Origin of the sequence: Rhodococcus sp. HM1, assembly GCF_023218075.1 — a bacterium.
Lineage (GTDB): Bacteria > Actinomycetota > Actinomycetes > Mycobacteriales > Mycobacteriaceae > Rhodococcus.
The window spans coordinates 1-23,732 of the sequence record NZ_JALPTB010000084.1 but is presented as its reverse complement, the minus strand read 5'-3'; the positions used below and the strand labels follow the sequence as shown (position 1 = coordinate 23,732).

The window sequence follows — 23,732 nt, the reverse complement described above, 5'->3', positions numbered from 1 at the left end:
GGGAAGGTGGGCCGCCGAGGGGTGGGACGGCCCACCGGGGGTCAATAGGCGCCGTTGCCGCGCAACACCGCGCCGATCGTGCGCCACAGGATCGCGAGATCCATGGCGAAGGTCCAGGTCTCTACGTATCTCAGGTCCGCGCGCACCGATTCCTCCCACGAGAGGTTGCTGCGCCCGCTGACCTGCCAGAGTCCCGTGAGCCCCGGCTTGACGAACAGGCGTCTGCGCATTCCGTCCTCGCTGTAGCGGGCGACTTCGGACTCGAGCGGTGGACGCGGACCGACCAGCGACATGTCGCCGGTGACGACGTTGAACAATTGCGGGAGTTCGTCCAGTGAGTACCTCCGGATGAACTTGCCCACCCGCGTCACCCGGGGGTCGTCGTAGATCTTGAACAGCACACCGGCCCCGATGTCCCGGTCGGCGACCTCGGCCAGCCGATCCTCGGCGTTCACGACCATGCTGCGGAACTTGTACATCGTGAAGGTTCGACCGTCCCGTCCCACCCGCGTCTGTTTGAACAGCGCCGGCCCCGGGCTCGTCACGCGGATCGCGACGGCGATGGCGAGCAGCACCGGGGCGAGAAGCGCGACGATCAGCAGCGCGGCGACCCGGTCGAAGACGTTCTTCACCAGCCAGGACGGGCCGGAATAGCGCGGTGCGGAGAACTTCAGCAGGGGAAGACCCGCGAGCGGAGCCATGTGCAGCCGCGGACCGACCAGATCCATGAGAACGGGTGCCATGAGGAGGTCCGTGCCGGTCCGCTCCAGATCCCAGCTCAGCGCCCGGGTCTTCGAGTGCGTCCAATCACTGGACGGCAGCAGCGCAACCGCCTGGAATCCGTGCAGGGCGACGATGCCGACGATGTCGTCCTCGGTGCCCAGGACGGGTACGTCGTCGATCGCGAGTGGTGCCTTCCCGCGGAACGAATCGGCCGGAAGGCAGATACCATCGATTTCCCATCCCGAATCCAGGAACTCGGACGATCGCGCCAGCAGTTCGTGTACTTCCACCGTGTCCCCTGCGACCAGAACCGACCAGACATACGCTCCCTTCCGTCGCCGCCTCCGGATGTAATGGCGGAGCCCCAGACGAGCGCACACCGTCGTGAGCGCGGCCAACGGCAGGGCACCGAAGATCCACGACTGACCGGCGGCGGTTCCCCACGCGTAGCCGGCCACCGCGAGCACCGCGATCGCGAGCGCGTAGGCGCGGCCGACCCGCCGGAACTCCTCGGCTCCCGAACCGAGAATCCTTGCATCCCAAGATCTCTGAGACGCGAGGGCAATCATCGCCACGATCGGCAGGACCGCGACGAGGCCGAGCGAGCGGCCGGCCGGAAACGCCAGATGGTGGTAGCCGAATGTCACCACGGCGTCGGCCGCGAGGACACACAGAAGATCGACGCAGCACGCGAGCACCGCATATCGGCGTTCCCACCACGGACGCGAAACCTTTTCCGGAGCAGCACATCCCGGGAGCACTCCGCGGGCCACAGGCGCCGCCGGCTCGAACGAGAATGTAATCCGGGATACGAATTCCCCCACCCCGGCCCCTGCACCTCTGTCGTTCTTGTACATGGAAAAGGACCCCCATTCCGGGGATGAATGGCTCCAGTTCCCTAAAAACCTACCTGAGGATTGTTTTGGGCGCAATAACGAACTGCGGGTCCCCACCCGGGTCACTTCGTGCTCTCGAACCGGGTCACGCCTCACCGATGTAATGCATCCACTCCAGTACGAGTAGTGCACCCTGCGCCCAGAGGTCTCGGATCTATCGCCGATCCTCGATGCGATCGGCCGCGAGCGACTCGCGGCTGCCCTCACGCCGCCACGGCAGATCGATCCGGCCGCGTCGGAGCATCTCGCCGATCACGTCGGCAGGCCGGGGCCGGCTCAGCAGGAAACCCTGCGCGCGAGTGCACCCGAGCGCGAGCAACTCCGCGGCCGCCACTTCGGATTCGAGCCCCTCGGCAACCACGTCCAGACCGAACGCCGCCGCCAGGCCCATGATCGATTCGACGATGACCCGGTCGCTCTTGCTGCGCTGCAGGTTCAGTACGAACACCTTGTCGATCTTGAGTGTCTGCACCGGAAGCGATTTCAGGTGCGCGAGCGAGCTGTACCCGGTACCGAAGTCGTCGATCGCGCAACGGACACCCAGCCGATCGAGCCGACGCAGCGTCATGCGCGAGCGTTCCAGGTCGCTGACCACGACGTACTCGGTGATCTCGATGCCCAGCGACGAGCTGTCGAGGCCGAATTCCTCGAGGGTGCTCTCCACCGTCTCGACGAAATCGAGGCTCACCAGCTGCACCGGCGAGACGTTGACGTTCATCCGGAGATTCAGGCCGGGGATCTCCTTCTTCCACTGGGCCAGCTGTGCGCACGCCTCGTGCAGAACCCAGGCGCCCAGCTCACCGGCCAGGTTGGTCGACTCCGCCACCTCGATGAACTCCGTCGGCTGCAGTCTCCCGAGCACCGGATGGTTCCAGCGGACCAAGGCCTCGACCCCGACGATCGTGCCGTCGACGAGATCGACTTCGGGCTGATACTCCAGGGTGAGATGTTCGCTGTCGATGGACGTCCGCAGACTGAGCTCGATCAGGTTGCGGCGTTCGCTCGCCCCCCGCATGTCCTCGGTGTATGCGACGACACTGTTGCCACCTTTGCTCTTGGCCATCAGCATCGCCTCGTCGACGCGCCCCAACAGCGCCACCGGCGTGATGCGACCCGGTTCTCCGACCGCCACGCCGAGGCTGCCCCCGCGTCCGACCACCTGACTTCCGAGCTGAACCGACATCCCGACCGCCCAGCGCAACGCGTCGGCGCGCTGCTGAGCGTCTTCGAGGGACACCGGACCGTCGAGAACGATGACGAACTCGTCGCCGCCCAGCCGCGCCACCAGATCACCCGGATCGCACACGCGGATCAGGCGCTGCGCGGTGCGGTAGAGGAACACATCGACGGCCGCGTGCCCCAGGAAGTCGTTGAGCGGTTTGAGCCGATCCAGGTCCAGGAAAAGTACCGCCACCGGTCCCGGTTGCCCCGGCCGCAGTCGCTGCTCGAGGTGTTCGAGCAGTGCCCGACGGCTGGCCAGTCCGGTCAGTTCGTCGTGATACGCCGCGTCACGCAGTTCCTGTTCGGCGCGCACCCGCGCCTGCACCTGCGCGAGCAGCGCCGCGATCATCGTGAGTGTGTTGATCTCCTCCTCGCTCCAGTCCCGCTCGCCCGCCTTGATGAATCCGAGCGTGCCGGTCGTGACCGTGCCCGAGATCAACGGGACCGCGGCGACGGAGACCGCGGGCACGCCGGACCCGGCGAAGACCCGGTCGGCGTAACCCGAGCCGGATTTCGACGGACTGCTGACCGCGGGTTCCTTCATGTCCTCGGTCATCGCGAAGATCGGGTCGGCGTCGCGGAAATACACGACCCCCAACGGGTCCGGATCCGGGACGAACGGTCGCGGGGGCCACTCCGCCACCAGGACGGTCGCGTGGATGTCGTGGTCGTTGTACCGGAGGAACGAGGTGTCCACGCCGAAGTACTCGACGAGTGTGCGCAAGACCTGCTCGATCGCGGACCGATGGGTGACCGCGTCCACCGGCATCAGGAACGAGGCCACACGTGTGACGATGTTCTCGACACTTCCGACAGCCATCTTTCACCACCGAAAATTTGTGTCAACGACTCCGCTCGACCGCGTACGACGCCGAATTCAGGACGATCTTCGTACCCTATCCGAGCGTCGAGCGCTACGGATCGGTTCCGGCGTTCCGTGACCGACCCGGAGCAGAATCGCGTACCGGTCCCCTGCTTTCGCTCCGAGCACGTCATCGAGCGCGGAACGCAGCCTGCGGATCGCGGGTACCCGAGGCGCGCAGAGGCGGACCAGATCCTCGTCGTCCTCCGCGTAGAGGAAGACCGGCGACGTCGGCTGGACCGACAGTCCGAGCTCCTGCGCGCAGATCCACACGTTTTCGGTGACCATCCCGGCACGCATGTAGTCGACCGGATCCGGTCCCGGCGCAGTCACGGCGATCACCGCAGCACTGTGGCGTATGCGCTCACTGGTGATGCGCCCGAGGCCCTGGCCGAGGTCCCACTCCTCCAACTGTTCGAGCACGTCGTTTCGCAGCGCCACTTCGAGCATGGTGCGCTCGACGTCGTCCAGACCGAGCGCGTCGACATCGATCCCGCTCTCGAGGCCACCGGAGGCGGGCCAGCGCAGCTCGGCCACCATCTCGCGTCGCAACGACTCGGTCAGATAGCGGATCCGGTCCGATTCGGCGAGGATTTCGGCGACGGCGGCCAGATTCTCGGCGCCCTCGACGACGCGGATGTCGCCGCCTTCCTGCCGGGCCGCGGCGTGCAACGCCTCGATTTCGGTCTCCGACAGCGACGTCCCGTCACACGGTCGCCGATTGGTGCAGCGGGCGAGCGTCGCGTCGTACCGGGCGGCCAGGGAGGGGTCGGCGCCGGCGGCGAACTCCATCGTCGCGAACGGCTCCCCGACTCGGCCGAGGCCGTCGGCGGCCCACCGCACCGGTCCGAGAATGCCGTGGGCGGCTGCGGCGATGCGGGCGTTCTGCAGTGCAGCGCCGAGCGCCACATACGCGCCCCGACATCGGATATCGATGGCGGTGGGAACGAAATCGGCCGCGAGTGTGACGGTGATGCAATCGTCGTCCGCAGTGATCGACCAGGGCTGGCTGTTCCCCCCGGAGGGGGCTCGGGAAGCCGCGTACAACACCCGGTCCACCGGGTCGTCGGGAGGGCCGCCGAAGTCGGCGGGCCGATCGGGTGCCGTCACCCGGCCGGCCGGAGGAACGAGCCCGTCGAGGAGATCGTCGATGTCCACGCCGGACCGCCCGGACTTCAGGGACATACCCAAACCGATCCGTCGCACCGCGGCTGCGACCGCCGCTCCCCCCAGCATCACCTCGCTGCCCAGCTGAGGCCAGGTCGTCAGTGATCGATCGATCTCGAGGAGCGAGGCGCCCATCCGGGAGGAGAGCCGATCGGCACCGAGCAGCCGGAGTGCGAACAGGATCTTCTCGCGGCCGGACAGGGTTGCCAGCCGCTCCGGCCGGACGTCCTCGAACAGTCCGTGGAAGGGCGTTGCGGCATCCTGATCGAAACGCTCGACGTCGATCAGCCCCCGGTCGCTCGTCGCCATGACGACGGGCACTCCACGCTTCGCGGCCTCGATCCGCAATCCGATCTTGGTGTCGAACGAATCGCACTCGTCGACGAGCACGTCGAGCCCGTCGACGAACGCGGCCGCGGTGTCCGGCCGGACTCCGTCCGGCCACACGCAGAGCTCGAGATAGGGGTCCAGCTCCGCGAGGCGCCGGGCCACGACGACGGCTTTGTTGACACCGAGGTCCACCAGCGAACCGGGCACGCGGTTGAGGTTCGACAGTTCGATCGCATCGAAATCGGCAAGCCGCAGCGTCCCACACAGACCGTCGAGCACCAGCGCCTGCGCGACCGCGGAACCGGCACTGAGCCCCACCACACCCACCGTCTGCTCGCGCAACCGGTCCTGCTCCTGCACCGTGAGCTTGTTCCGGTTCCGATCGAATCGGAGTCGCCGGAACGATCGGGGACCGAGCACCCGCACCACGGTCCGCCGCCACGGATAGTGCACCCACCGCGGAGCCTCGTCGAGCAGGTCGGAATCCGGGGAGGGCAGTATCCCCCGCATTTCCTTCAGCTGATCGGCCAGACGATCGACGACCGCAACGCCTGGATCCGCGCGCAGGGCATGCAGGGTCTCCATGTCCGTTGCCCGGCCTTCCACGAGCACGGACGCTTCCCAGGTCGAACGCCCGAGCGCAGTCACCTCGCGTCCCCGCCGCTCGGCGGCACCCGCATCTCGGCGACGACGACCGGAGCCTGGGGACGGTTGCGATGCCTGTCCCACCACATCAGGCGTGTCCGGTATCGCGCGTCCGGGTAGGGAGTCGCGCGGATACGGTGGTCCACCACGCCACCGCAGGTCTTCCACAGTTCGAGCACGTTGTCCGCCGCCGTGGCCATCATGAACCGGACGTCGAGCAGGTCCATGAACATCGCACCCATCTGCGCCAGCGCGAGTGTCAGTTCACGCCGATGCGGCAGTCCCTCGGCGACCCAGGCCGCCTTCGCCTCGATGACTCCGGCCGGGATCCGGGCCTCGATCATCCTCCGGATCCGGTCGACGTCCTGCGGCGTCGTCCACTCGTGAAGAGCATGGGACTCCTCGGCCCGGGTGTACGGCCCCTGGGCACGCAACCCGCCCACCACGACGCCCCGCGAATCGAGTGCCGCGTGGAACAGGGCCGTCGTCTCACCGCTGCGCACCCGCTCGTAGTCCAGGGCGGATTCCACCCCGAAGCGCCGGTAGGCGCGCAACGCACCCGAAATGTACTCGCGCCACAGATCCGGCACAGCGCGCGGCGGGGCGGCCACGAAGTGATATCCCGACGCATGGTCCCGGTGAACAGAAACCTGCGACTGCGTCGTTTCCGCCACCGGTTTCGACGCAAGCCGCACGGCTCGGTTCATTGTTCACCCTCCGAACGTGTCACTCCCCCGGCCGGCGTGCACACGTCCGCTGCGACGACCGACTCGTAACAATCATCGCGTACGGATTGGAGGGATGAGACGTTTACGGCTCAATCCCTCTCTTTTTGATCAGATTGATCAGACCAACCGGATGAACAGGTCCGTTTCACCGTCCGATCGGATGGTCGCCACCTCACCGCCGTAGGCGCGTTCGATTCGTCCCTCCTTCTCCGCGAGTTCGACCTGATCCCAGACGTCCTCGACCGGATCGCCGTCGTCGGCATCGTTCGTGAAATGAGCAAAATATGCGGTCGGTACCGTCACCATCGAGTCCCCGACCGGGAGGTCGTCCACACCATTGCAGCGGTACCCGACCACCGCGGACCAGCCCACCTCGGGATTGCACACGTACGCCACGACGACCTCGTCGATGCCACGTGCCCGTATGCGGTCCTCGGTGAACGCCATCAGTTCCGAACGCTGGGCCGCTGCACCGGGTGCCATTCCCGGGAGAACCAGTCCTCCCACTCCGAACGAGTGAAGTTTCACAACCTCGAAACTCACTGCACACCAACGTCTTTCGATGATCCGACGTGGTCCGGAAGACTGATCGACACGTAGAGATCGATCGCGTACGCGTGCGGATAGAACTCGAAATCGCCCACGAAGGATCGGACGATCGCACCCGAACTTTCCGCGTCGTGGATCTGCTCCCACAGATCGGCGACCACACCCGGGAACGAACCGGTCGACGAGAACTTTGCATACGTGCCCGCAGGCACCCAGGACACGATATGACCCGGTGTCACCTGGTCGAGCGAATCACATTGGTATCCCACGGTTTGCGTGTAGTACGAGCCGACTTCCTCCGCAGGATCGGTGTACGCGGACGCGAGCGGTCCGCCGAGCTCCTGCTTGAGGACGGCATGCCATGCTCGCTCGAGGTCTCGATCACGCAGCTTTCCCAGCGGCCGGCGGGGGCTGCGGACCGGCAACCCCGCCACCAGGGTTCGTTTTCGCTGGACGATATGGAACGACATCGGGCAACCTCCCAACCCTCTGGTTCCGAACAGCACACATCCCGCGTGGTCCCCCGACGAATGCGAACGATGTGAGTTACATCGAGTCTAGGGCCGCTTTCCGGCGGTTTCTCCACAACCTCCAAAAACAATCTCGAAGTCTCTTTTCGTCTTTCCTACAGCCTTCAAGTATGGTTAGCTGGGCTTGTCGGACTCTGCGTCGCCATTTGAGTGTCGGTGCGGATCCTCAGCGCCCGAGGGGTTAAGCGATGAGATGCCGTCTCTGCGATTCCGAACACCTGCTGAGCGTGCTGGACCTCGGCGCCACCCCGCCCTGCGAGCGATTCCTCCTCGAGGAGGAACTCGACCTCCCCGAAACCACCTATCCCCTCCACCTCCGCCTCTGCGAAGACTGCCTCCTCCTGCAGATTCCCGCGCTCATCACGCCCGAGGACACGTTCTCGGACTATGCATACTTCGCGTCGTACTCCGACTCCTGGGTGGAGCACGCACGCCGTTTCGTCGAGAGGGCCGTCCACGACCTCGAACTGGGCCCGCACTCGTCGATCGTCGAAGTCGCCAGCAACGACGGATACCTGCTCCGCCACGTCGTCTCCGCCGGCATCCCGTGCCTCGGCATCGAACCGTCGGTCAACGTCGGGGCCGCCGCCCGCGGGATCGGGGTGCCCACGCTCACCGCGTTCCTCGACGAGGGCACCGCCGAGGACATCCGCCGGGAGTACGGTCCGGCCGATCTGGTCGTCGCGAACAATGTCTATGCCCATGTCCCCGACCTGCTCGAGTTCACGCGGGCACTCCGCATCCTCGTTGCCGACGAGGGATGGCTCAGCATCGAGGTGCACCACGCACTGAACCTGGTCCGCTCGGCCCAGTTCGACACCATCTACCACGAGCACTTCCAGTACTACACGGTCCTGTCGGCGATGCGCGCGCTTGCGACCGCCGGACTGGACGTCGTCGACGTCGAACAACTCGACACCCACGGCGGATCCATCCGGCTGTGGGTGCGACCCGAGGAATCCGCAGGGTCCCCCGGACCCCGGGTCGAAGCCGTTCTCGAACAGGAACGGGAAGCAGGGTTACATGCGGTCCAGGGGTACACGGATCTCGAACCCCGTACGCAGGCGATCCGGAGCGAACTCCTTCGCTTCCTGCTGGACTGCCGCGACCGCGATCTCACGGTCGTCGGCTACGGCGCCCCGGGTAAAGGCAACACGCTTCTCAACTACTGCGGCATCCGCCCCGATCTGATGCAGTACACCGTCGACCGCAACCCGTACAAACACGGCCGCTACACGCCCGGCGTCCGGCTTCCGATCCACCCGCCCGAGGACCTCGAGAAGGACCGGCCCGATGTCGTCGTCGCGCTGCCGTGGAACCTCGAGCCGGAACTGACGGAACAACTCCGAACCATCGACTCATGGGGTGGCCGTCTCGTCTTCCCCCTACCGACCCTGCACACCGCTATCGGTCCCAGCGACTTCGTAAGGAGCGTCAGATTATGAAGGTCGTACTCTTCTGTGGCGGATACGGCATGCGCATGCGCAACGATCGCCACGACGAGATTCCCAAGCCCATGCAGATGGTGGGGCCCCGGCCCCTGCTGTGGCACATCATGAAGTACTACGCCCACTACGGCCATACCGACTTCATCCTCTGCCTCGGTTACGGCGCGACCAAGATCAAGGAGTTCTTCCTCGACTATCACGAGGAACAGTCCAACGACTTCGTCATGCACGACAACCGGATCGAGATGCTCCACACCGACATCAGCGACTGGTCGATCACCTTCGTCGATACCGGGCTCGAATCCGCGATCGGCGAGCGACTGCGTCGTGTCCGCGCTCATCTCGGCGGCGACCGGTACTTCCTCGCCAACTACGCCGACGTACTGACCGACGCCCCCCTCGACCACATGATCGAGTGCTACCACAAATCCGGGGCTGCGGCCTCGATGCTCGTCGTTCCACCCCAATCGTCGTTCCACTGCGTCAACGTCGCCGAGAACGGCGAGATCAAGGAGATCATCCCCGTCGGCAACCTGCCGATCTTCGAGAACGGTGGGTACTTCGTGCTGAGTCAGGAGATCTTCGACCTCCTGCCGCCGGGCGGCGACCTGGTCACCGACGTCTGCGGGACCCTCGCGGGCCAGGGGCGACTGTTCGGGTACCGCCACGACGGCTTCTGGAAGCCGGCGGACACCTTCAAGGAACGTGCCGAACTCGACGACAACTATGCGCGCGGTATCCATCCGTGGACGGTGTGGGAATCGGAACCCGCGGGGGTGCAGTCGTGATCGAACTCCTGGCCTCGGGCGTACGCGAGATCGCCGCGATCGGTGCGCACTGCGACGACATCGCGATCGGGGTCGGTGGCACACTGCTCACCCTGACGGCACGAGCGACCGCACCCACACGCGTCCACGTCTTCGTCATCGCCGGGGAGGATTCCCGGCGTGAGATCGAGGAACGGCACGCGCTCGCGGCGTTGTGCCCCGGCGCCGAGATCGAGTTCACCATCCTCGACGTCCCGGACGGTCGCGCCCCGGGATACTGGGAGGCCATCAAGACCGCTCTCGAAGCGTTCCGGCGCATGTGCGAACCGGACGTGGTCTTCGCGCCGCAACGTGAGGACGCTCATCAGGACCACCGCCTGCTCGCGGAACTGGTGCCGACGGCGTTCCGCGATCACCTGATCCTCGGATACGAAATCCTCAAATGGGAGTCCGACACCCCTCGAACGACGATCTATCACCCGCTGACGCGCAAGATCGCCGAGGAGAAGGCACGGATCCTGCTCAAGCACTACCCGTCCCAGAGCGATCACGACTGGTTCGACGAAGACGCGTTCCTCGGATTGTCGCGGCTCCGCGGCGTGCAGTGCCGGCGACCGCACGCCGAGGCGTTCGTCGTGGAGAAGGCCACCGTCGCCTTCGGAAAGGCATGAATCATGCGCGTTCTCGTCACCGGCCATCAGGGCTATCTCGGATCGGTCATGGTGCCGGTACTCCGGGCACACGGCCACGATGTCACGGGTCTGGACTCCGGTCTCTTCGCCGATTGCGTCCTCGGCACCGAACCGGACGACCCTCCGACGCTGCGCCTCGATCTCCGTGACGTCACAGCCTCTCACCTCGCGGGCTTCGACGCGGTGATCCACCTCGCGGCACTGTCGAACGATCCGCTCGGCTACCTCGAGCCGCGGATCACCTACGAGATCAACCACGAGGCCTCCGTCCGGCTCGCACGGTGCGCGAAGGCGGCAGGTGTACGCCGCTTCCTCTATGCGTCGACGTGTTCGGTGTACGGTGCGGCCGGGTCGGATCCGGTCGACGAGAACGCGCCCCTGCGTCCCCTCACGCCCTACGCCGAGAGCAAGGTGCGCGTCGAGGACGATGTCGCGGCGATGGCGGACTCCGGATTCTCCCCGGTGTTCCTGCGCAATGCGACGGCCTTCGGGTTCTCTCCACGGTTGCGCGCGGACATCGTGCTCAACAACCTGGTGGGACACGCGGTGCTCACCGGCAAGGTCAAGGTCCTGTCCGACGGCACGCCCTGGCGGCCGCTCGTCCACGCCCGGGATATCGCGCAGGCCTTCGCGCGGTGTCTGGAGGTGCCCGCCGAGACGATCCACTGCAACGCGTTCAACGTCGGCTCCGAAATGAACAACCAGACCGTCGCGGAGATCGCACAGGCTGTGGTCGATACCGTTCCCGATTCGACACTGATGATCACCGGTGAGTACGGATCCGATCCGCGTTCGTACCGGGTGGACTTCGGTGCTGCTCGCACGAAACTGGAGTTCGAGGCGACATGGAGTGTCGCCGACGGAGCCGCGGAGTTGTACGAGCAGTACACGCTCGCCGGACTCACCGCGGAGGACTTCGACGAACGATTCACCCGGCTGGCTCGACTCGAAATGCTCAGGAGAACGGGAGTTCTCGATGACTCGATGCGCCGTGTCACCTCAGCAGCGTGAGCAATTCCTGCCAACTCCCGGCGTTCGCATCGCGCTCGGACACGACCGTCACGGGCAGCGGCCATTCGATCGCCAGATCGGCATCGTCGTAGGCGACGGCGAGGTCCTCAGCGGGATCGTGCGGCCGGTCGATCCGGTAGCAGACGTCCGCGGTCGGCGTCAGCGCCTGGAAACCGTGCAGGAATCCCGGCGGAACGTACAGGTGGCGGAACTCGTCGTCGTCGAGCACGAATGTCTGCTTCGTCCCGAAAGTCGGCGAAGCGGGCCGGATATCGACCAGCACGTCGTGAATCGCACCGTGGGCGCACCGCACGAGCTTCGCTTCCCCGCGACCCGCGCGTCCGTGCATACCCCGGACAACGCCACGGCCGGAACGGGATTGGGAATCCTGAACGAACGATGCGGACGCACCCGGTCTGCCGAGGTATTCGTCGAAGATCGACGCGTCGAACGTGCGGGTGAAGAATCCACGGTCGTCGCGGTGGGGCTGCGGCACCAGCACGACGACGTCGGCCAGATCGGTCTCCTCGATGCGCACGAGGACATGGTCCCATGAGTGCGTGCCGAGCATGTGGAATGTCCGATCCGGATCGAGTACTCGACCTCGGTAAGGTTCCTGCCGCCGATCACTTTCCACCTGTCTCCGAAGCCATCGGCGAACACGAGGTCTCACATCCCCTCGCGATGGACCTGTGTGCGACCTGCGGGCTCGCTCAGCTGGCCGACGACGACACCACTACGGCCGAACCTCGTGGCATCGAGCCACAGGCGCTGAAAGAACAGGCAGCGGACGCCGTGGCACGAGTCCGCGAGTCGGGCCGACTCCGCGGCACGACGGTTCGCGAATTCGGAAGCCCGCACGGCGGGACGTGGTTGCCACTGCTCGCCGAACACGGTTTTACCCCGTGCGACGGACCGGCGGACGTCGTGATCGACAGCTTCGGCATCATGCACTACCCGGATCAGCGAGCTGCGTTCGCAGAACGAGCAGCGGCCACTGCACCGAACGGACTGTTGCTGCTGCAATTCCATTCACTGGCCACGATCGTGCGGCTCGGTCAGTGGAACGCACTGCGCCACGGCCACTTCGCGTACTACTCGACAGCAGCGCTGATCCGGTTGCTCGACGACGTCGGAATGCGAGCCACAGACGCGTGGACCTTCGACCTCTACGGGGGAACGGTTCTGCTGGCGGCCGCGCACGGGCGCGGGACACCCGGCGAGTCCGTGCAACGAGTCGTCGACGCCGAATCCGGGACGACCGATCCGTATGTCGTCGGGCGCCTGCAGCATGCGGCCGACAACCACGTTCGTTCCCTACGCACCTGGCTCGAGGACGAAACCCGCTCCGGTAAACGTGTATACGCGTACGGCGCGGCGTCCCGCGCGGTGGCGCTGTTTCACCTGGCCGGAATCGATCGCAGGCTCGTGACAGCGGTCGCCGATGCCTCGCCCGCCAAGCAGGGCCGCCGGATGCCGGGCACCGACGTGCCGATCATCTCGCCGGAGGAACTCGTTACCGTCGAACCGGACCGGGTGGTGCTGACACTTGCCGACCTACGGCCCGAAGTCGAACAGCGGTATCCCACGCTGGCCGGATCGTGGAGGGTCGACGGTCCGGGAGCGTGGTCGCAGCTCCAGCGCGAAAGGCAGGACTCGATATGACAACCGTTCTCTCCAACCCCGCCTTCACCGACGACGAGCGGCGTGAACGCCTGTACCGCGGTGAGGTACTGGTGTATCCGGCAAGCCGGGCGTCCGTGGCGCTGATTGCGCACGCGCGCTCCATGATCGAAGAAGCCTTCGGCGCACTCGATCCACAGACCGCACAACACCGGATGACGGTCGAGCACTTCGCTCAACTGCTCGCCGAGTTGAAACCTCGGTTCATCCACCATCCGGAGTCGAAGCGGCTGATCCAGGATCTGCTCACCGAATACCACTGCGACAGTGACAAGACGTACTTCGATGTTCCCCGGTTGCGCACCTCGACCTCGAACAGCTACCTCGATTCCGGGATCTCGTACGCCTTCCACCCCCATCGCGATACCTGGTATTCGGCTCCGTTCAGCCAGCTCAACTGGTGGATCCCCATCTACCCGGTCGTGCCGGAGAACGTCATGGCGTTCCATCCCCGCTACTGGGACACGCCTGTTCGTAACGGTTCGTCCCGCTACGACTACTACGAGTGGAACCGGGTGTCGCGGCACACGGCCGCGCAGCACATCACCAGCGACACACGGGACCAGCCCAGGCCGGAGGAGCCGATCGAACTCGATCCCCAGGTACGTGTAGTTCCGGAAGCAGGCGGGGTCATGTTGTTCTCGGCCAATCAGCTGCATTCGACCGTGCCGAACACGTCCGGCCGGACCCGGTTCAGTATCGATTTCCGTACAGTCCACCTCGACGACGTCGTTCGCCGGCGAGAGGCTCCGAACATCGATTCGGCCTGCACGGGGACCTCCTTGCGAGATTTCCTCCGGATCAAGGATTTCGAACCCATCGGCGACGACATCGCGAGTGCCTACGAAGATCGGTTCACCCCTGTGCGCGAGACCCTCACGTGAGTGCAGGAGGAACATGTCCGACTCGATCAGAATGATCGCGCCGATGCCTCGGTTCCGAGGCAACGGCGATACCTGGGTGTCCGAAGTCCGCAGGCTCGAATCCATGGGCTTCGACACCGTCTCCGTTTCCGAGCATGTAACCCGGGGCTGGCAACTGTCCCCACTCGTGGCAATGGCCTACGCAGCGGCGAGTACCACTCGACTGAGGGTCCTGTCCCTCACGGTGCCGAACGACCTCCACCACCCCGCACTGCTCGCGAAAGAAGTGGCGACCGTGGATGTTCTCTCGGGGGGACGTGTCGAACTCGGCATCGGTGCCGGCTGGGAACCCGCCGATTGCACGACGCTGGGCCACCCCTTCTACAGCGGCGGAACCCGAGTCGCGCGGCTGGCGGAATCGTTGGAGATCATCCGCCGGTACTTCACCACGGACACCGTCGATTTCGTCGGGGAACACTACCGAATCGACCACATGGAGGCACTTCCACGATGTGTCCAGCAGCCGAGCCCTCCCATACTCGTCGGCGCAGGAGGGCCTCGGATGCTCGACCTGGCAGGCCGGACCGCCGACATCGTCGGACTGCATGCGCGAATGGACGACAATGCGATCGACGACGCAGCGGTCACAGATCTCACTGCGGTCCGGATCACGGAGAAGGTCGACCGAGTCCGATCTGCCGCCGCCGCAGCGGGTCGTCCCCCTCCCACATTTCAGTTCAGCTGCTACCACGTCGATGTCACGGATTTCCCCTCCCCCTCCACCCCTCGGTCGTCGTGGGCGGCCCGCGTCGAGGCTCACGCCGAGTTGTTGAAAGGCTCTCCGGCCGTCCTCACCGGCACAGCTGCCCGGTGCGCGGATCAGCTGCGGGAGTGGCGCGACCGATTCGGTATCACCTACTGGAACCTCGGGAGGAGTGACGGTGCCGCAGCCCGGATCATCGAACAGCTCGACCGGTCGAACGAGCTCGCCTCGACTTGACGTGTCGAGCCGACGTTCGTGCTCACGACCCTTCGGGAGGTGACCATGGCCGACGGTGGTCTGTCCTGGGGAATCCGTTGGAGCGGCATCTCGATGGTGGGGCGGGAAGTTTCGCGGATGGTGTTCGCGATTCTGCTCGCCCGGCTGATCGGTCCGGAGGCTTTCGGCATCGTCGCCCAGGCGCTGGTGTACATCGGAGTGATCGGGTTGCTCCTGGATCAGGGCTTCTCCAGCGCACTGATCCAGCGTGAGCACGTGGAACCCGACATGCCGGGTGCTGTCGTCACGGTCAACCTGGGGGTCGGAGCGGCCTTCACACTCCTCACCATCGCCATTGCCCCCTGGTGGGCGTCCTTCATGCAGACCCCGGAGCTCGCTGTAGTTCTCGCGACACTGGCGCCGTGCCTGATCATCCGCGCGGCCTCCATCACCCCGCGGGCGATGCTTCAACGCGACATGGAGTTTCGCAGGATCGGCATCGCCGACATCACAGCAGCAATGGCCGGCGGCGCGGCCGGATTGTGCGTCGCGCTTGCCGGGGGAAGCTATTGGGCGCTCGTGGTGCAGATCCTCATCACCGATATCGTGCTGTTCGTGGTATTCCTCCTGGTGGGTGCCGGGCGGTGGCCGAACCTTCACTTTCGTCGCCTCCGCGAGATTGCCGCATTTTCCCTGCGAGCCTTCGCGGCCGGAATTCTGATCAATTCCGTGTCCCGCAACATCGACAATCTGCTGGTCGGGCGGTTCCACGGACCTCAGGCACTCGCCTTCTACGGCTTGGCATATCGACTGCTCCTGCTGCCGGTCCAGCTCGCCTCCATCACCGTCGGCGCCGTGCTGTTTCCCGTCTTCTCCCGGCTCGCAGACGATCTCGCTGCACTGCGAAAGGAATTGGCACGAGCGACCCGTACCGACGCCACCCTGGCATTGCCCGTCATGACATTCGCGGCCGTGGCTGCGCCCCAACTGGTGCTCGTGCTCTTCGGTCCGCAGTGGAACCCGGCGGTATCCATCGTCCAGGTTCTCGCTCTCGCCGGAGCGATGCAGGCGATCTATCAGCCGTCGACCGCGCCGCTGATGCTCGGACTCGGACACGCCACCCTCAACCTTCGATACGCGTGGCTCACCACCGCGGTGTCCACGGCGGGGATCGTGGCGGGACTGCCGTTCGGCCCGTTCGGAGTCGCCGCCGGATACAGTCTCGCCACCGCGTTTCTCGTCCCGGTCGAGTGGTTGATCCGGCGGCGGCTTCTCGCTGTCGGCCTGCGGGATCAGATCGGACTACTGATTCCGGGCGCCCACACGGCCACGTGGGTCGGCGCGACGTACCTGTTGATCGCCATCGCTGTACCCGGCCATGAACTCGTGGTGCTCGGGTTCGGATCACTCGCGGCCGCAGCCGCAGGTGGAGTTACTCTGCGCCTTGCCCATCCGGCGCAGTACGCCGAGCTTCGACACATCATCGGACGGGTGCTGGGCGTCGAAGACCGTCCCGCACCGGTGCCGCAACAGTCGACGCGCAGCTAGCCGACAGCGGCGTCCACCACCGGTCGCATCCGCCGTTCCCACGACACTGCGTCGATGAACGCCTGGCGATGTTGCTCCGTCGCGCTGCCCATTCCGAGGACCTGTGTCAGGCTCTTCGCCCAGTCTTCCCGCCGGCAGATGCGCACCCGTTCATCGTCGACGCCGTGGACAGGCGGGAGATCGACCGACAGTACGGGCAGACCCGCGGCCAGGTATTCGTAGAGCTTGAGCGGGGACATCGCCCGGATACAGGGGTCGTCGCGGTGCGGGATCATTCCGACGTCGCAGGCCTGCACCATCGCAGCCAGTTCGTCCTGACCCACCGGGTCGAACACGTGCACACGATCGAGGGAACGCAACCACTCGATGGTCTGCGTATCCCCGGGATACCCGATCATGACAACGGAACCCACCATGCTCGCCGTCGATTCCACGAGGGCACGGTCGAGGCGGTCGTCGATCGTGCCCGTGTAGACCACGCGAGGCCGAGGCAATGACGCGATGCGATCGGCGGCAGGGCGCCTCGGGCGCCAGACATCGGCTATGACCCCGTTGGGGACGACCTCCGTTCGCGGCGACAGACGGTCCGCCAGTTCCTCGGATACCGCGAAGATCGCAGCGCAACGACGATCGATGCGCCGGTAGGCCTCCCGATAGACGTCCCACCATTTGGCCACCCCCTCCCCGGTCGCCCAGTCGTCCTGTCCGAAGTACACGATCCGACTGATCCACGCGGAGTCACAGAACGCCGCCGCGAACGGGTGATAGGTGACCAGGGCCGCCGAATCGGGGGCGGGCTCCCGCTCACCGCGACTGCGGGCCAGGGCACGGCCGAGCACCTCACCGTAACGTCGATAGGAACGCTCGACGGTGCCGATATCGGATGCGTCATCGGTCCGCAGCCGGTGGGGCCGAACACGAATCGCGTCCCGCCCCGCGACCGAAATGTCCTCGATGAGCCGAACCGGCCGCCGCCGCGCCGCCGACACCACGTAGGAACGCCAGGGATCGGCGACCATCAATCGTCCGATCCGCGAATCGTGAGCAAGCGCCAGCAGCGTCTGGTCCGGTGGCCGGCAGAATTCACGACCGACCGCGTCGTCGAACATCTCGTACGAGAACCCGAAGAACACATCCGGCCGAGGAGACGCCTCATGGCTTGGCTCCATACCCTCCGATGATAGGTCGATCGCGTCCGGGACGGTCGCAGATCGTGCCGCGACCGCGAGAGCGAGCCTGTGCGTTCCGGTTTCGACGCGCATCCGAAGTAATCGGCTGTTCGGGGTCGTTAGACTGGCCGGGAGTCACCGACCTCGGCTCGGAACGGAGAACACGTGGGTGACGCTTCGAAACACACGGTCTCGCCTCCGACTTGCGGCGGCATCGATCTGCTTCCTGGTGATCGCCTCACTGATCGCCGGGTTGCCGGTCTATGTACGACCGCAGATCGATTCGCTGCGGCCCGCCGACGCGATCTTCGTCCTCGGCGGAGACGACTGGCGCCGCCACACTCTCGGTGTCGAACTCGGAATGGAAGGATGGGCCCCGAGAGTCGTTCTGTCCCATCCCGACGGACCCGGCGAAGACTGGGCCGCCGAGAACTGCGGAAAGGAGTTTCCCGGCTTCGAACTGGACTGCTTCCTTCCCGATCCACCGACGACGCGCGGCGAAGCACGCGAACTGGGCCGTATGGCCGAGCAGTACGGCTGGGATCGGGTGATCGTGGTGACGTTCGTACCGCACATCTCCCGCGCCAGATTCATCCTCGAGCGATGCTTCGACGGTGAGCTGATCATGATCGCGAGCCCGGCGGATCTGCCGCCCTGGCGATGGGCATCCGAGTACGTGTATCAGACAGCGGGATTCCTCAAGGCCGAACTCGAGCCGGGATGCTGAGGGCCGGACGATGCGACGGAACCGGGCGCTGCTCATACGGTGTGCACGAATCTGGGCATACCCGCTGTGGTGGGTCGGTGCCCACTCCGACGCGGCCGACACCATCGCCGAGGACGTCGACTGGTGGATGCGCTGCATCGACAACGACGATCTGCTGAGGCTCGACGATTACTCGCGGTTCGCCTATCTGTCCGGCGCGCTCACCGAGTTCCGAACGCTCGTCCATTTCCGTCTTCGGTCCACACCACTACTGGTGCAGATGGTGATGCGCGCGGTGTACCGCCCCGCACCGACTCTCACCCTCGAGGCGAACCGGATCGGGCCGGGCCTGTTCATCCAGCACGGCGTCGGCACGATCGTGACCGCCGAGTCGATCGGACGTCATTGCTGGATCAACCAGCAAGTCACCATCGGCCACGACGCACGGGGACGACCCACTCTCGGCAACGATGTGCGGGTCGGTGCGGGCGCGATCGTGATCGGGCCCGTCACCCTGCACGACGGGGCAGTTGTGGGTGCGAACGCGACCGTGATTCACGACGTGCCTCCCGGTACGACCGTCGTGGCCCCACCTGCCACCCCGCTCGATCTGCACCGTCGGTCATTCGACGACGAACAAGCCTAGGGACCCACAAGAGATCCGGAAGCACCTGCGCGAGGTAGACGCCCAGCGCCGCGGCGCACACGACTCCCACAGCGCCGAACGGCCCCGCGAGCATGCACCCCAGACCCACGCCGATCGCCGCCATCACGACCGTCCACAACGCCTGCCACCGGGCTTCCCCCGGGATGACCAGCAGTACACTCGCCGGAAAATGCACGGCCTGCGCCACCAGTAACAGGCCGAATGCCAACGCGAGCATCGCCGGCACGTCTATCTGCCCGCCGGAGAGGACGTCCGCCGCCCACGGACCGAGCAGCGTCAGTCCGATGGTTGCGCCCGCGGCGCCCACGGCGAAAACTGCCGTGAGCCGCCACCACATCCGGATCGTCCCCTCGGCGGCGCCCTGCCGCTTCACGAAGACCGGCCAATAGGCCAGTCCGGCCGTCGAGATCACCGACCAGACCACACCGTAGATCTGCGCCATCACCGCGTACTCCGACAGGTCCGCCGGCGTGGACAGATGCGCCAGAAGCACCCGACCTGTTTGTAATCCGACCGCCGTACCGACCCCGACGACGAACAGCCATCCACTCCCCGCAAGCAACCGGGTTCCGGTGTTCGATGCAGAGACCCGCGCAAAGGCCGACCATCCCAGGCCGCTCGCGCGCAGCGCCAGTACGGTTCCAAGGATCTGCCCAGCTAGCAGGCCGCCCAATGCCGAGACCGCATACCAGATTTCGTCCGCTCGGATCGCGTACAGCGTCAGGGTGATGACCAGAGCAGCGGCCGGGCAGCTCATCTGGATCACTGTCGCCGAAGGAATCCGGCCGATGCCGATCAGGATCCGCAACCCGAGACCGGCAGGAATCGTGAAGGCGAACAGACATGCGGCGACCGTGATCGCCCAGCGATCCGCCGGGCCGCTGGAGATGCCCACCAATACCGTCCAACCGTCGAGTGCCATCACGATCAGGGCGACGGCCACCGTCGCGCCCGCAACGGCGAACAGGACGCGGTAGGCACGCCTGATCACATCGGCCGCACCCGGATCGTCACCGTTGTCCTGAAGTCTCGAACCGGCACTCAGCACCGTCGCGCCGATACCGAGGTCGGCGAACGGCACCAGCAACGTGATCGTGGCGACGAGTGACACCAATCCGAAGACCGCCGACCCGGTTTCGTGCGCGATCACGGCCGTGTTGGCCAGCCCCAGAACGGCGACCACCGGAGTACCCACGATGCGGTAGAGCGTTCCGCGAACGAGGGCACGGCGTTCGTCGTGCGTGAGACGGTCGCTGCCCGTCGCCATCATCGAACCGGCGCGAGGACGGCGCGCACGAGTGTGCGTGCGGCACCGAGGATCGCATACGAGACAGCGAACGGCCCGGGTCTCCCGTATCGGATCGCCGACCACGTCGAGCGTCCCACTCCGGCAAACGATCGCGCCGACACCGCTGCACTCACCGGACTCGTGCTGAGATAGTCACCGCGCACACGCGCTGATTCCCCGCCCAGATACCTCAATCCCCAGGCCAGATACTCGTCGGTGCGGTCCGTCGAAGCCCGGGAGAAGGACGGGTCGCCCACGTTGTAGGTGCTCAGCACTTCGGGATGATGAATCAGGCGCACATCGGGGACAGCGCGCCGGATCCGCAGCAGCCAGCTCGCCTCTTCGTGCGGCGCGTCCGGATCCACGTCCCACGGCACGAAGTGCACGAGCTCTTTGGGAAAGCACAGGGTCGAGGTCTGCAGAGCGGCGCCACCCATCGTGAATCCGGTGAACCGGTACAGGTACTCCGCTATCGATTGGTCCGATGACGCCAGGCGACGCGGCCAGATGCGCCGCCGGTCTCCGGGACCGACCACAACCATCCGTGACGATGCGATCCAGGGTGTCCCCGCCCCCACATCGTTCGCGACGGCTGCCAACTGGCGTTCGAGCTTGACCCGGCACCACTCGTCGTCGTCGTCGAGTAGCGCGATGACTTCACCGTGGGTGGCGGCGATACCGATTTGCCGGCACCGGGCGGGTCCCGCATTACCCCCGCTGCGGAGCAGCACAATGCGATCGTCGGGAGGCACCGTCACCGGCAGTTCGGTATCGGCCACGACGATGATCTCGTCGACCGGATATGTCTGCTCGAGGACGGATCGCACCGCCCGGTCCAGAGAAGGCCGGGACAAGGTGGGAATCACGACGCTCACAGTCGGTCTCACGACGAATCCGGTGCGACGGATACGGACCGGCGGAAGTGCACAGCGCAGTAGAAGAGCGCGATGCACGCGAACTCCGCGATCATGTTGTATGTCCAGGGCGCATAGAGCAGATCCCAGATTCCCTGGAAGGCTACTGTCACCACGAGCGGTGTCCACCGTCCGAAGCGGGAGCTGTTCCACACCACGCCGAGGCAGGCGACCAGCAGCCACAGCGGCAGCAGAACCGCAAGGACGCCGCCCTCCACCCACGAACCCAGCAGGATCGAATGCGTTGCCGAGTAGTCGCTCGGCGGTAGACGCCAGTAGAGGTCGAACGGAAACCCGGGGTCGAAGCCCATCCTGATCGCCAGGTGCTCGGCCTGTGTGTACAAGTCCGGAGTCAGGTTGAACGCACTGCCCCATCCCAGGAACGGTCGCTCGAGAATCGCCGTGATGTTCATCGGCAGTTCGGTGCGTCCGGCCAACAGCAACGGCAGGTTCGTGGCTTCCTGCTCCAGTGTCTTCTGCTGCAAGGCGGCTCCGAAAAGCCCCGCTCGAGCGGCGATCGGCATCACCTGGGCGAAGACGAGCCCGAACGCTCCGATTCCCAGGAACTGCCAGACGCGGCCGATCCGGGAGCCGAGGATCTGCCGAGTGCAGACCGTTGCGCCCGCGAGCAGACACACGAGGGCGTGGGACCGGAAATTCAGCCCCAGGCTCGCCAGCCCGAGCACCATGAGTGCCGCCCCCTGCAGCAAGGGAGGTACGCGGGCGGTCGTCATCCCGAAGAGCACCAGAATCGTCACCGCATGAGCGATACCGTATTTCCACAGGTCCGGAATGCTTCCGGTCCGGGTCAGTTCGATGCCCTGAGTGAGAAAGAAAATCATTGTGCCGGTGGCGATTCCGGCGAGGACCGTGGCGATCGCATCGATCGAACGCGCGGTGAGAACCGTCAGGCCGACGAGGTAGAGCAGAATTGCCGGAAACGCAGTTGCATTCGGCCACAGCAGGCTTACGTCGTTGACAGCACACGAGACGAGAAACGACAACGATCCCACGAGAGCCAGAACGATCGGGAGCAGATCGACTCCCCGATGCTTCATCAGCAGGAATCCGGGTGCGAGCAGGAGACAGACCAGCGACAATCCGGTGACGGTGAAGTTCGCCAGCTGAATGCCCGACGTGGCACCGGCGGCCAACAGCAGTACCCGGGCCAGCACCCGGATGTGGGCGGTCCGCCGTTCCGCCACGGTGCGGACGGATGCTCTCGCGAGAACTGTCACGTAATGCCCCTCGCTCGGAGCCGAACACGGCGTACCCTCTCGAAGTGTAGTGCCGTGCCCTGCGGAGGTGTGTGTGTCCGCTGCACAATCGAAGCGATCGTTGCGATCCCGGCGAGGTCACTCCTACGACAAGGGCCGCGGTTTCGCGGCCCAGGCCCTCTGGGTCGTGGTATCGACGCTGATCTTCACCCAGGTGTGGTGTCCGGCCCGCCTGCGGTGCACCCTGCTGCGCTTGTTCGGCGCCGAGATCGGTACCGGCGTGCTCATCAGGCATCGCGTGAATGTCCAATGGCCCTGGAAGCTTACGATCGGCAACGATTCGTGGATCGGAACGAACGCCGACCTCTACAACCTCGACGAGATCGTCATCGGCTCGGATGTCTGCGTTTCGCAGTACGCATATCTGTGTACCGGAAGCCACGACCGGCAATCGCCGACCTTCGAATTCGACAACGGTCCGATTGTCATCGAGGACGGGGTCTGGCTGTGCGCCGGTGCCACCGTCCTGCGGGGAGTGACCGTCGGCGCGAATTCGGTCGTGGGCGCAAGGGCACTCGTGACGTCGGACGTTCCTCCCGATTCACTCGTGCGTGCTCCTCGTGCGATCGTCACCCCGGGATGATTCGTGCGCATCCTCCAGGTTGTCACGCTTCTCGATCCCGACGGCGCATACGGGGGACCGGCCCGCGTCGCGCTCAACCAGAGTGCGGAACTGATCGACCGGGGCCACGAAGTGACGGTCGCCGCCGGCACCCGCGGCTACCGGGTGCCACCGAACCGGGTCGACGGCGTTCCGGTACGCCTCTTCACTGCTCGAACCCTCGTTCCCGGAACGGGGTTCGCAGGTGTCGGCGCGCCCGGTCTGCAACGATGGTTCCACCACAACCGGACCGGCTTCGATGTCGTCCACATCCACCTCGGTCGTGATCTCGTGGTTCTTCCCGTGGCGGTGTGCGCGCGACGTCACGAAATCCCCTATGCGGTCCAGACCCACGGCATGATCATTCCGTCCCGCCATCCGCTCGCCGGTCCGCTCGACGCCGTGTGGACGCGCAAGGTGCTGCTGGCCGCCGGGGCGGTGTTCCACCTGACGCCGCTGGAGAAGGAC

General features: G+C 65.6%; 22 protein-coding genes and 1 pseudogene. 12 read left to right on the top strand and 11 right to left on the bottom strand.

Annotated features, from left to right (window positions below):
* Window positions 1-41 precede the first annotated feature (41 nt).
* The 6 genes from M1M07_RS28315 to M1M07_RS28290 all read right to left on the bottom strand — a co-directional run bounded on the left by M1M07_RS28315 (window position 42) and on the right by M1M07_RS28290 (window position 7,591).
* Entirely contained in the window at window positions 42-1,580 is a 1,539-nt protein-coding gene (locus tag M1M07_RS28315) for a sugar transferase (protein WP_282582413.1), read from the bottom strand.
* 193 nt (window positions 1,581-1,773) lie between these two features.
* Window positions 1,774-3,660: an EAL domain-containing protein gene (locus tag M1M07_RS28310; protein WP_248676288.1), complete on the bottom strand. Its 1,887-nt coding sequence runs from the start codon at window positions 3,658-3,660 to the stop codon at window positions 1,774-1,776.
* 57 nt (window positions 3,661-3,717) lie between these two features.
* On the bottom strand, window positions 3,718-5,847 hold the full coding sequence (locus M1M07_RS28305) for an Rv1355c family protein (protein WP_248676287.1): 2,130 nt from the start codon (window positions 5,845-5,847) through the stop codon (window positions 3,718-3,720).
* A complete protein-coding gene (locus M1M07_RS28300; protein WP_248676286.1) occupies window positions 5,844-6,455 on the bottom strand; it encodes a hypothetical protein in 612 nt (203 codons plus the stop codon). The genes M1M07_RS28305 and M1M07_RS28300 overlap by 4 nt, the downstream gene beginning before the upstream one ends.
* 234 nt (window positions 6,456-6,689) lie before the next feature.
* Complete coding sequence (locus M1M07_RS28295) at window positions 6,690-7,055, bottom strand: hypothetical protein (RefSeq protein ID WP_231610852.1); 366 nt, start codon at window positions 7,053-7,055, stop codon at window positions 6,690-6,692.
* Window positions 7,056-7,111: 56 nt separating this feature from the next.
* Window positions 7,112-7,591 carry a GyrI-like domain-containing protein gene (locus M1M07_RS28290; RefSeq protein ID WP_197252998.1) on the bottom strand — a complete coding sequence of 160 codons (480 nt, stop codon included), beginning with the start codon at window positions 7,589-7,591 and terminating at the stop codon, window positions 7,112-7,114.
* A 248-nt stretch (window positions 7,592-7,839) separates the two neighbouring features.
* Between M1M07_RS28290 and M1M07_RS28285 the strand changes: the two genes are divergently transcribed.
* From M1M07_RS28285 to M1M07_RS28270, 4 genes are read left to right on the top strand one after another with little or no spacing between them, the layout of a single operon-like run.
* Window positions 7,840-9,096, top strand: coding sequence for a class I SAM-dependent methyltransferase (locus M1M07_RS28285; protein WP_248676285.1), 1,257 nt, complete (start codon window positions 7,840-7,842; stop codon window positions 9,094-9,096).
* The gene (locus M1M07_RS28280) at window positions 9,093-9,887 is read left to right on the top strand and encodes a glucose-1-phosphate cytidylyltransferase (protein WP_197253000.1); all 795 of its coding nucleotides are present in this window, start codon (window positions 9,093-9,095) and stop codon (window positions 9,885-9,887) included. Before M1M07_RS28285 ends, M1M07_RS28280 begins: the two co-directional genes overlap by 4 nt.
* On the top strand, window positions 9,884-10,537 hold the full coding sequence (locus M1M07_RS28275) for a PIG-L deacetylase family protein (protein WP_197253001.1): 654 nt from the start codon (window positions 9,884-9,886) through the stop codon (window positions 10,535-10,537). The genes M1M07_RS28280 and M1M07_RS28275 overlap by 4 nt, the downstream gene beginning before the upstream one ends.
* Before the next feature lie 3 nt (window positions 10,538-10,540).
* The gene (locus M1M07_RS28270) at window positions 10,541-11,569 is read left to right on the top strand and encodes an NAD(P)-dependent oxidoreductase (protein WP_197253002.1); all 1,029 of its coding nucleotides are present in this window, start codon (window positions 10,541-10,543) and stop codon (window positions 11,567-11,569) included.
* Here the strand turns inward: M1M07_RS28270 and rfbC are convergent.
* A complete protein-coding gene (gene rfbC, locus M1M07_RS28265; RefSeq protein WP_197253003.1) occupies window positions 11,553-12,107 on the bottom strand; it encodes a dTDP-4-dehydrorhamnose 3,5-epimerase in 555 nt (184 codons plus the stop codon). The genes M1M07_RS28270 and rfbC overlap by 17 nt on opposite strands.
* Window positions 12,108-12,121: 14 nt before the next feature.
* Between rfbC and M1M07_RS28260 the strand changes: the two genes are divergently transcribed.
* Genes M1M07_RS28260 through M1M07_RS28245 form a run of 4 tightly spaced genes read left to right on the top strand, consistent with a single transcriptional unit; the run spans window position 12,122 to window position 16,642 of the window.
* A complete protein-coding gene (locus tag M1M07_RS28260; protein WP_197253004.1) occupies window positions 12,122-13,234 on the top strand; it encodes a methyltransferase domain-containing protein in 1,113 nt (370 codons plus the stop codon).
* Window positions 13,231-14,136, top strand: coding sequence for a hypothetical protein (locus tag M1M07_RS28255; protein WP_248676284.1), 906 nt, complete (start codon window positions 13,231-13,233; stop codon window positions 14,134-14,136). The genes M1M07_RS28260 and M1M07_RS28255 overlap by 4 nt, the downstream gene beginning before the upstream one ends.
* A gap of 13 nt (window positions 14,137-14,149) precedes the next feature.
* Complete coding sequence (locus M1M07_RS28250; RefSeq protein ID WP_248676283.1) at window positions 14,150-15,115, top strand: TIGR03621 family F420-dependent LLM class oxidoreductase; 966 nt, start codon at window positions 14,150-14,152, stop codon at window positions 15,113-15,115.
* 45 nt (window positions 15,116-15,160) lie between these two features.
* Entirely contained in the window at window positions 15,161-16,642 is a 1,482-nt protein-coding gene (locus tag M1M07_RS28245) for a lipopolysaccharide biosynthesis protein (RefSeq protein ID WP_231610859.1), read from the top strand.
* On the opposite strand, the gene M1M07_RS28240 is transcribed toward M1M07_RS28245, so the two are convergent.
* Window positions 16,639-17,811, bottom strand: coding sequence for a glycosyltransferase (locus tag M1M07_RS28240; protein WP_197253008.1), 1,173 nt, complete (start codon window positions 17,809-17,811; stop codon window positions 16,639-16,641). The genes M1M07_RS28245 and M1M07_RS28240 overlap by 4 nt on opposite strands.
* A 229-nt stretch (window positions 17,812-18,040) precedes the next feature.
* Between M1M07_RS28240 and M1M07_RS28235 the strand changes: the two genes are divergently transcribed.
* On the top strand, window positions 18,041-18,538 hold the full coding sequence (locus M1M07_RS28235; RefSeq protein WP_248676282.1) for a YdcF family protein: 498 nt from the start codon (window positions 18,041-18,043) through the stop codon (window positions 18,536-18,538).
* A gap of 10 nt (window positions 18,539-18,548) precedes the next feature.
* Window positions 18,549-19,163, top strand: a complete 615-nt coding sequence (locus M1M07_RS28230) for a serine acetyltransferase (protein ID WP_197253009.1) — start codon at window positions 18,549-18,551, stop codon at window positions 19,161-19,163.
* Between the two features lie 400 nt (window positions 19,164-19,563).
* On the opposite strand, the pseudogene M1M07_RS28225 reads toward M1M07_RS28230, so the two are convergent.
* The 3 genes and pseudogenes from M1M07_RS28225 to M1M07_RS28215 form a co-directional block, all read right to left on the bottom strand.
* A pseudogene (locus M1M07_RS28225) lies at window positions 19,564-20,451 on the bottom strand (oligosaccharide flippase family protein); the annotation flags it as partial.
* The gene (locus M1M07_RS28220; protein ID WP_197253010.1) at window positions 20,451-21,359 is read right to left on the bottom strand and encodes a glycosyltransferase family A protein; all 909 of its coding nucleotides are present in this window, start codon (window positions 21,357-21,359) and stop codon (window positions 20,451-20,453) included. The gene M1M07_RS28220 and the pseudogene M1M07_RS28225, both read right to left, overlap by 1 nt.
* Window positions 21,356-22,624 (bottom strand): hypothetical protein, encoded by a 1,269-nt coding sequence (locus M1M07_RS28215; RefSeq protein ID WP_248676281.1) that lies wholly within the window; start codon window positions 22,622-22,624, stop codon window positions 21,356-21,358. The genes M1M07_RS28220 and M1M07_RS28215 overlap by 4 nt, the downstream gene beginning before the upstream one ends.
* A 73-nt stretch (window positions 22,625-22,697) precedes the next feature.
* On the opposite strand from M1M07_RS28215, the gene M1M07_RS28210 reads away from it, so the two are divergent.
* Both M1M07_RS28210 and M1M07_RS28205 read left to right on the top strand, forming a co-directional pair.
* Window positions 22,698-23,246: a WcaF family extracellular polysaccharide biosynthesis acetyltransferase gene (locus tag M1M07_RS28210; protein ID WP_197253011.1), complete on the top strand. Its 549-nt coding sequence runs from the start codon at window positions 22,698-22,700 to the stop codon at window positions 23,244-23,246.
* Window positions 23,247-23,249: 3 nt separating this feature from the next.
* Window positions 23,250-23,732 (top strand): glycosyltransferase (locus tag M1M07_RS28205; RefSeq protein ID WP_248676280.1); only part of this gene is annotated, 483 nt, incomplete at its 3' end.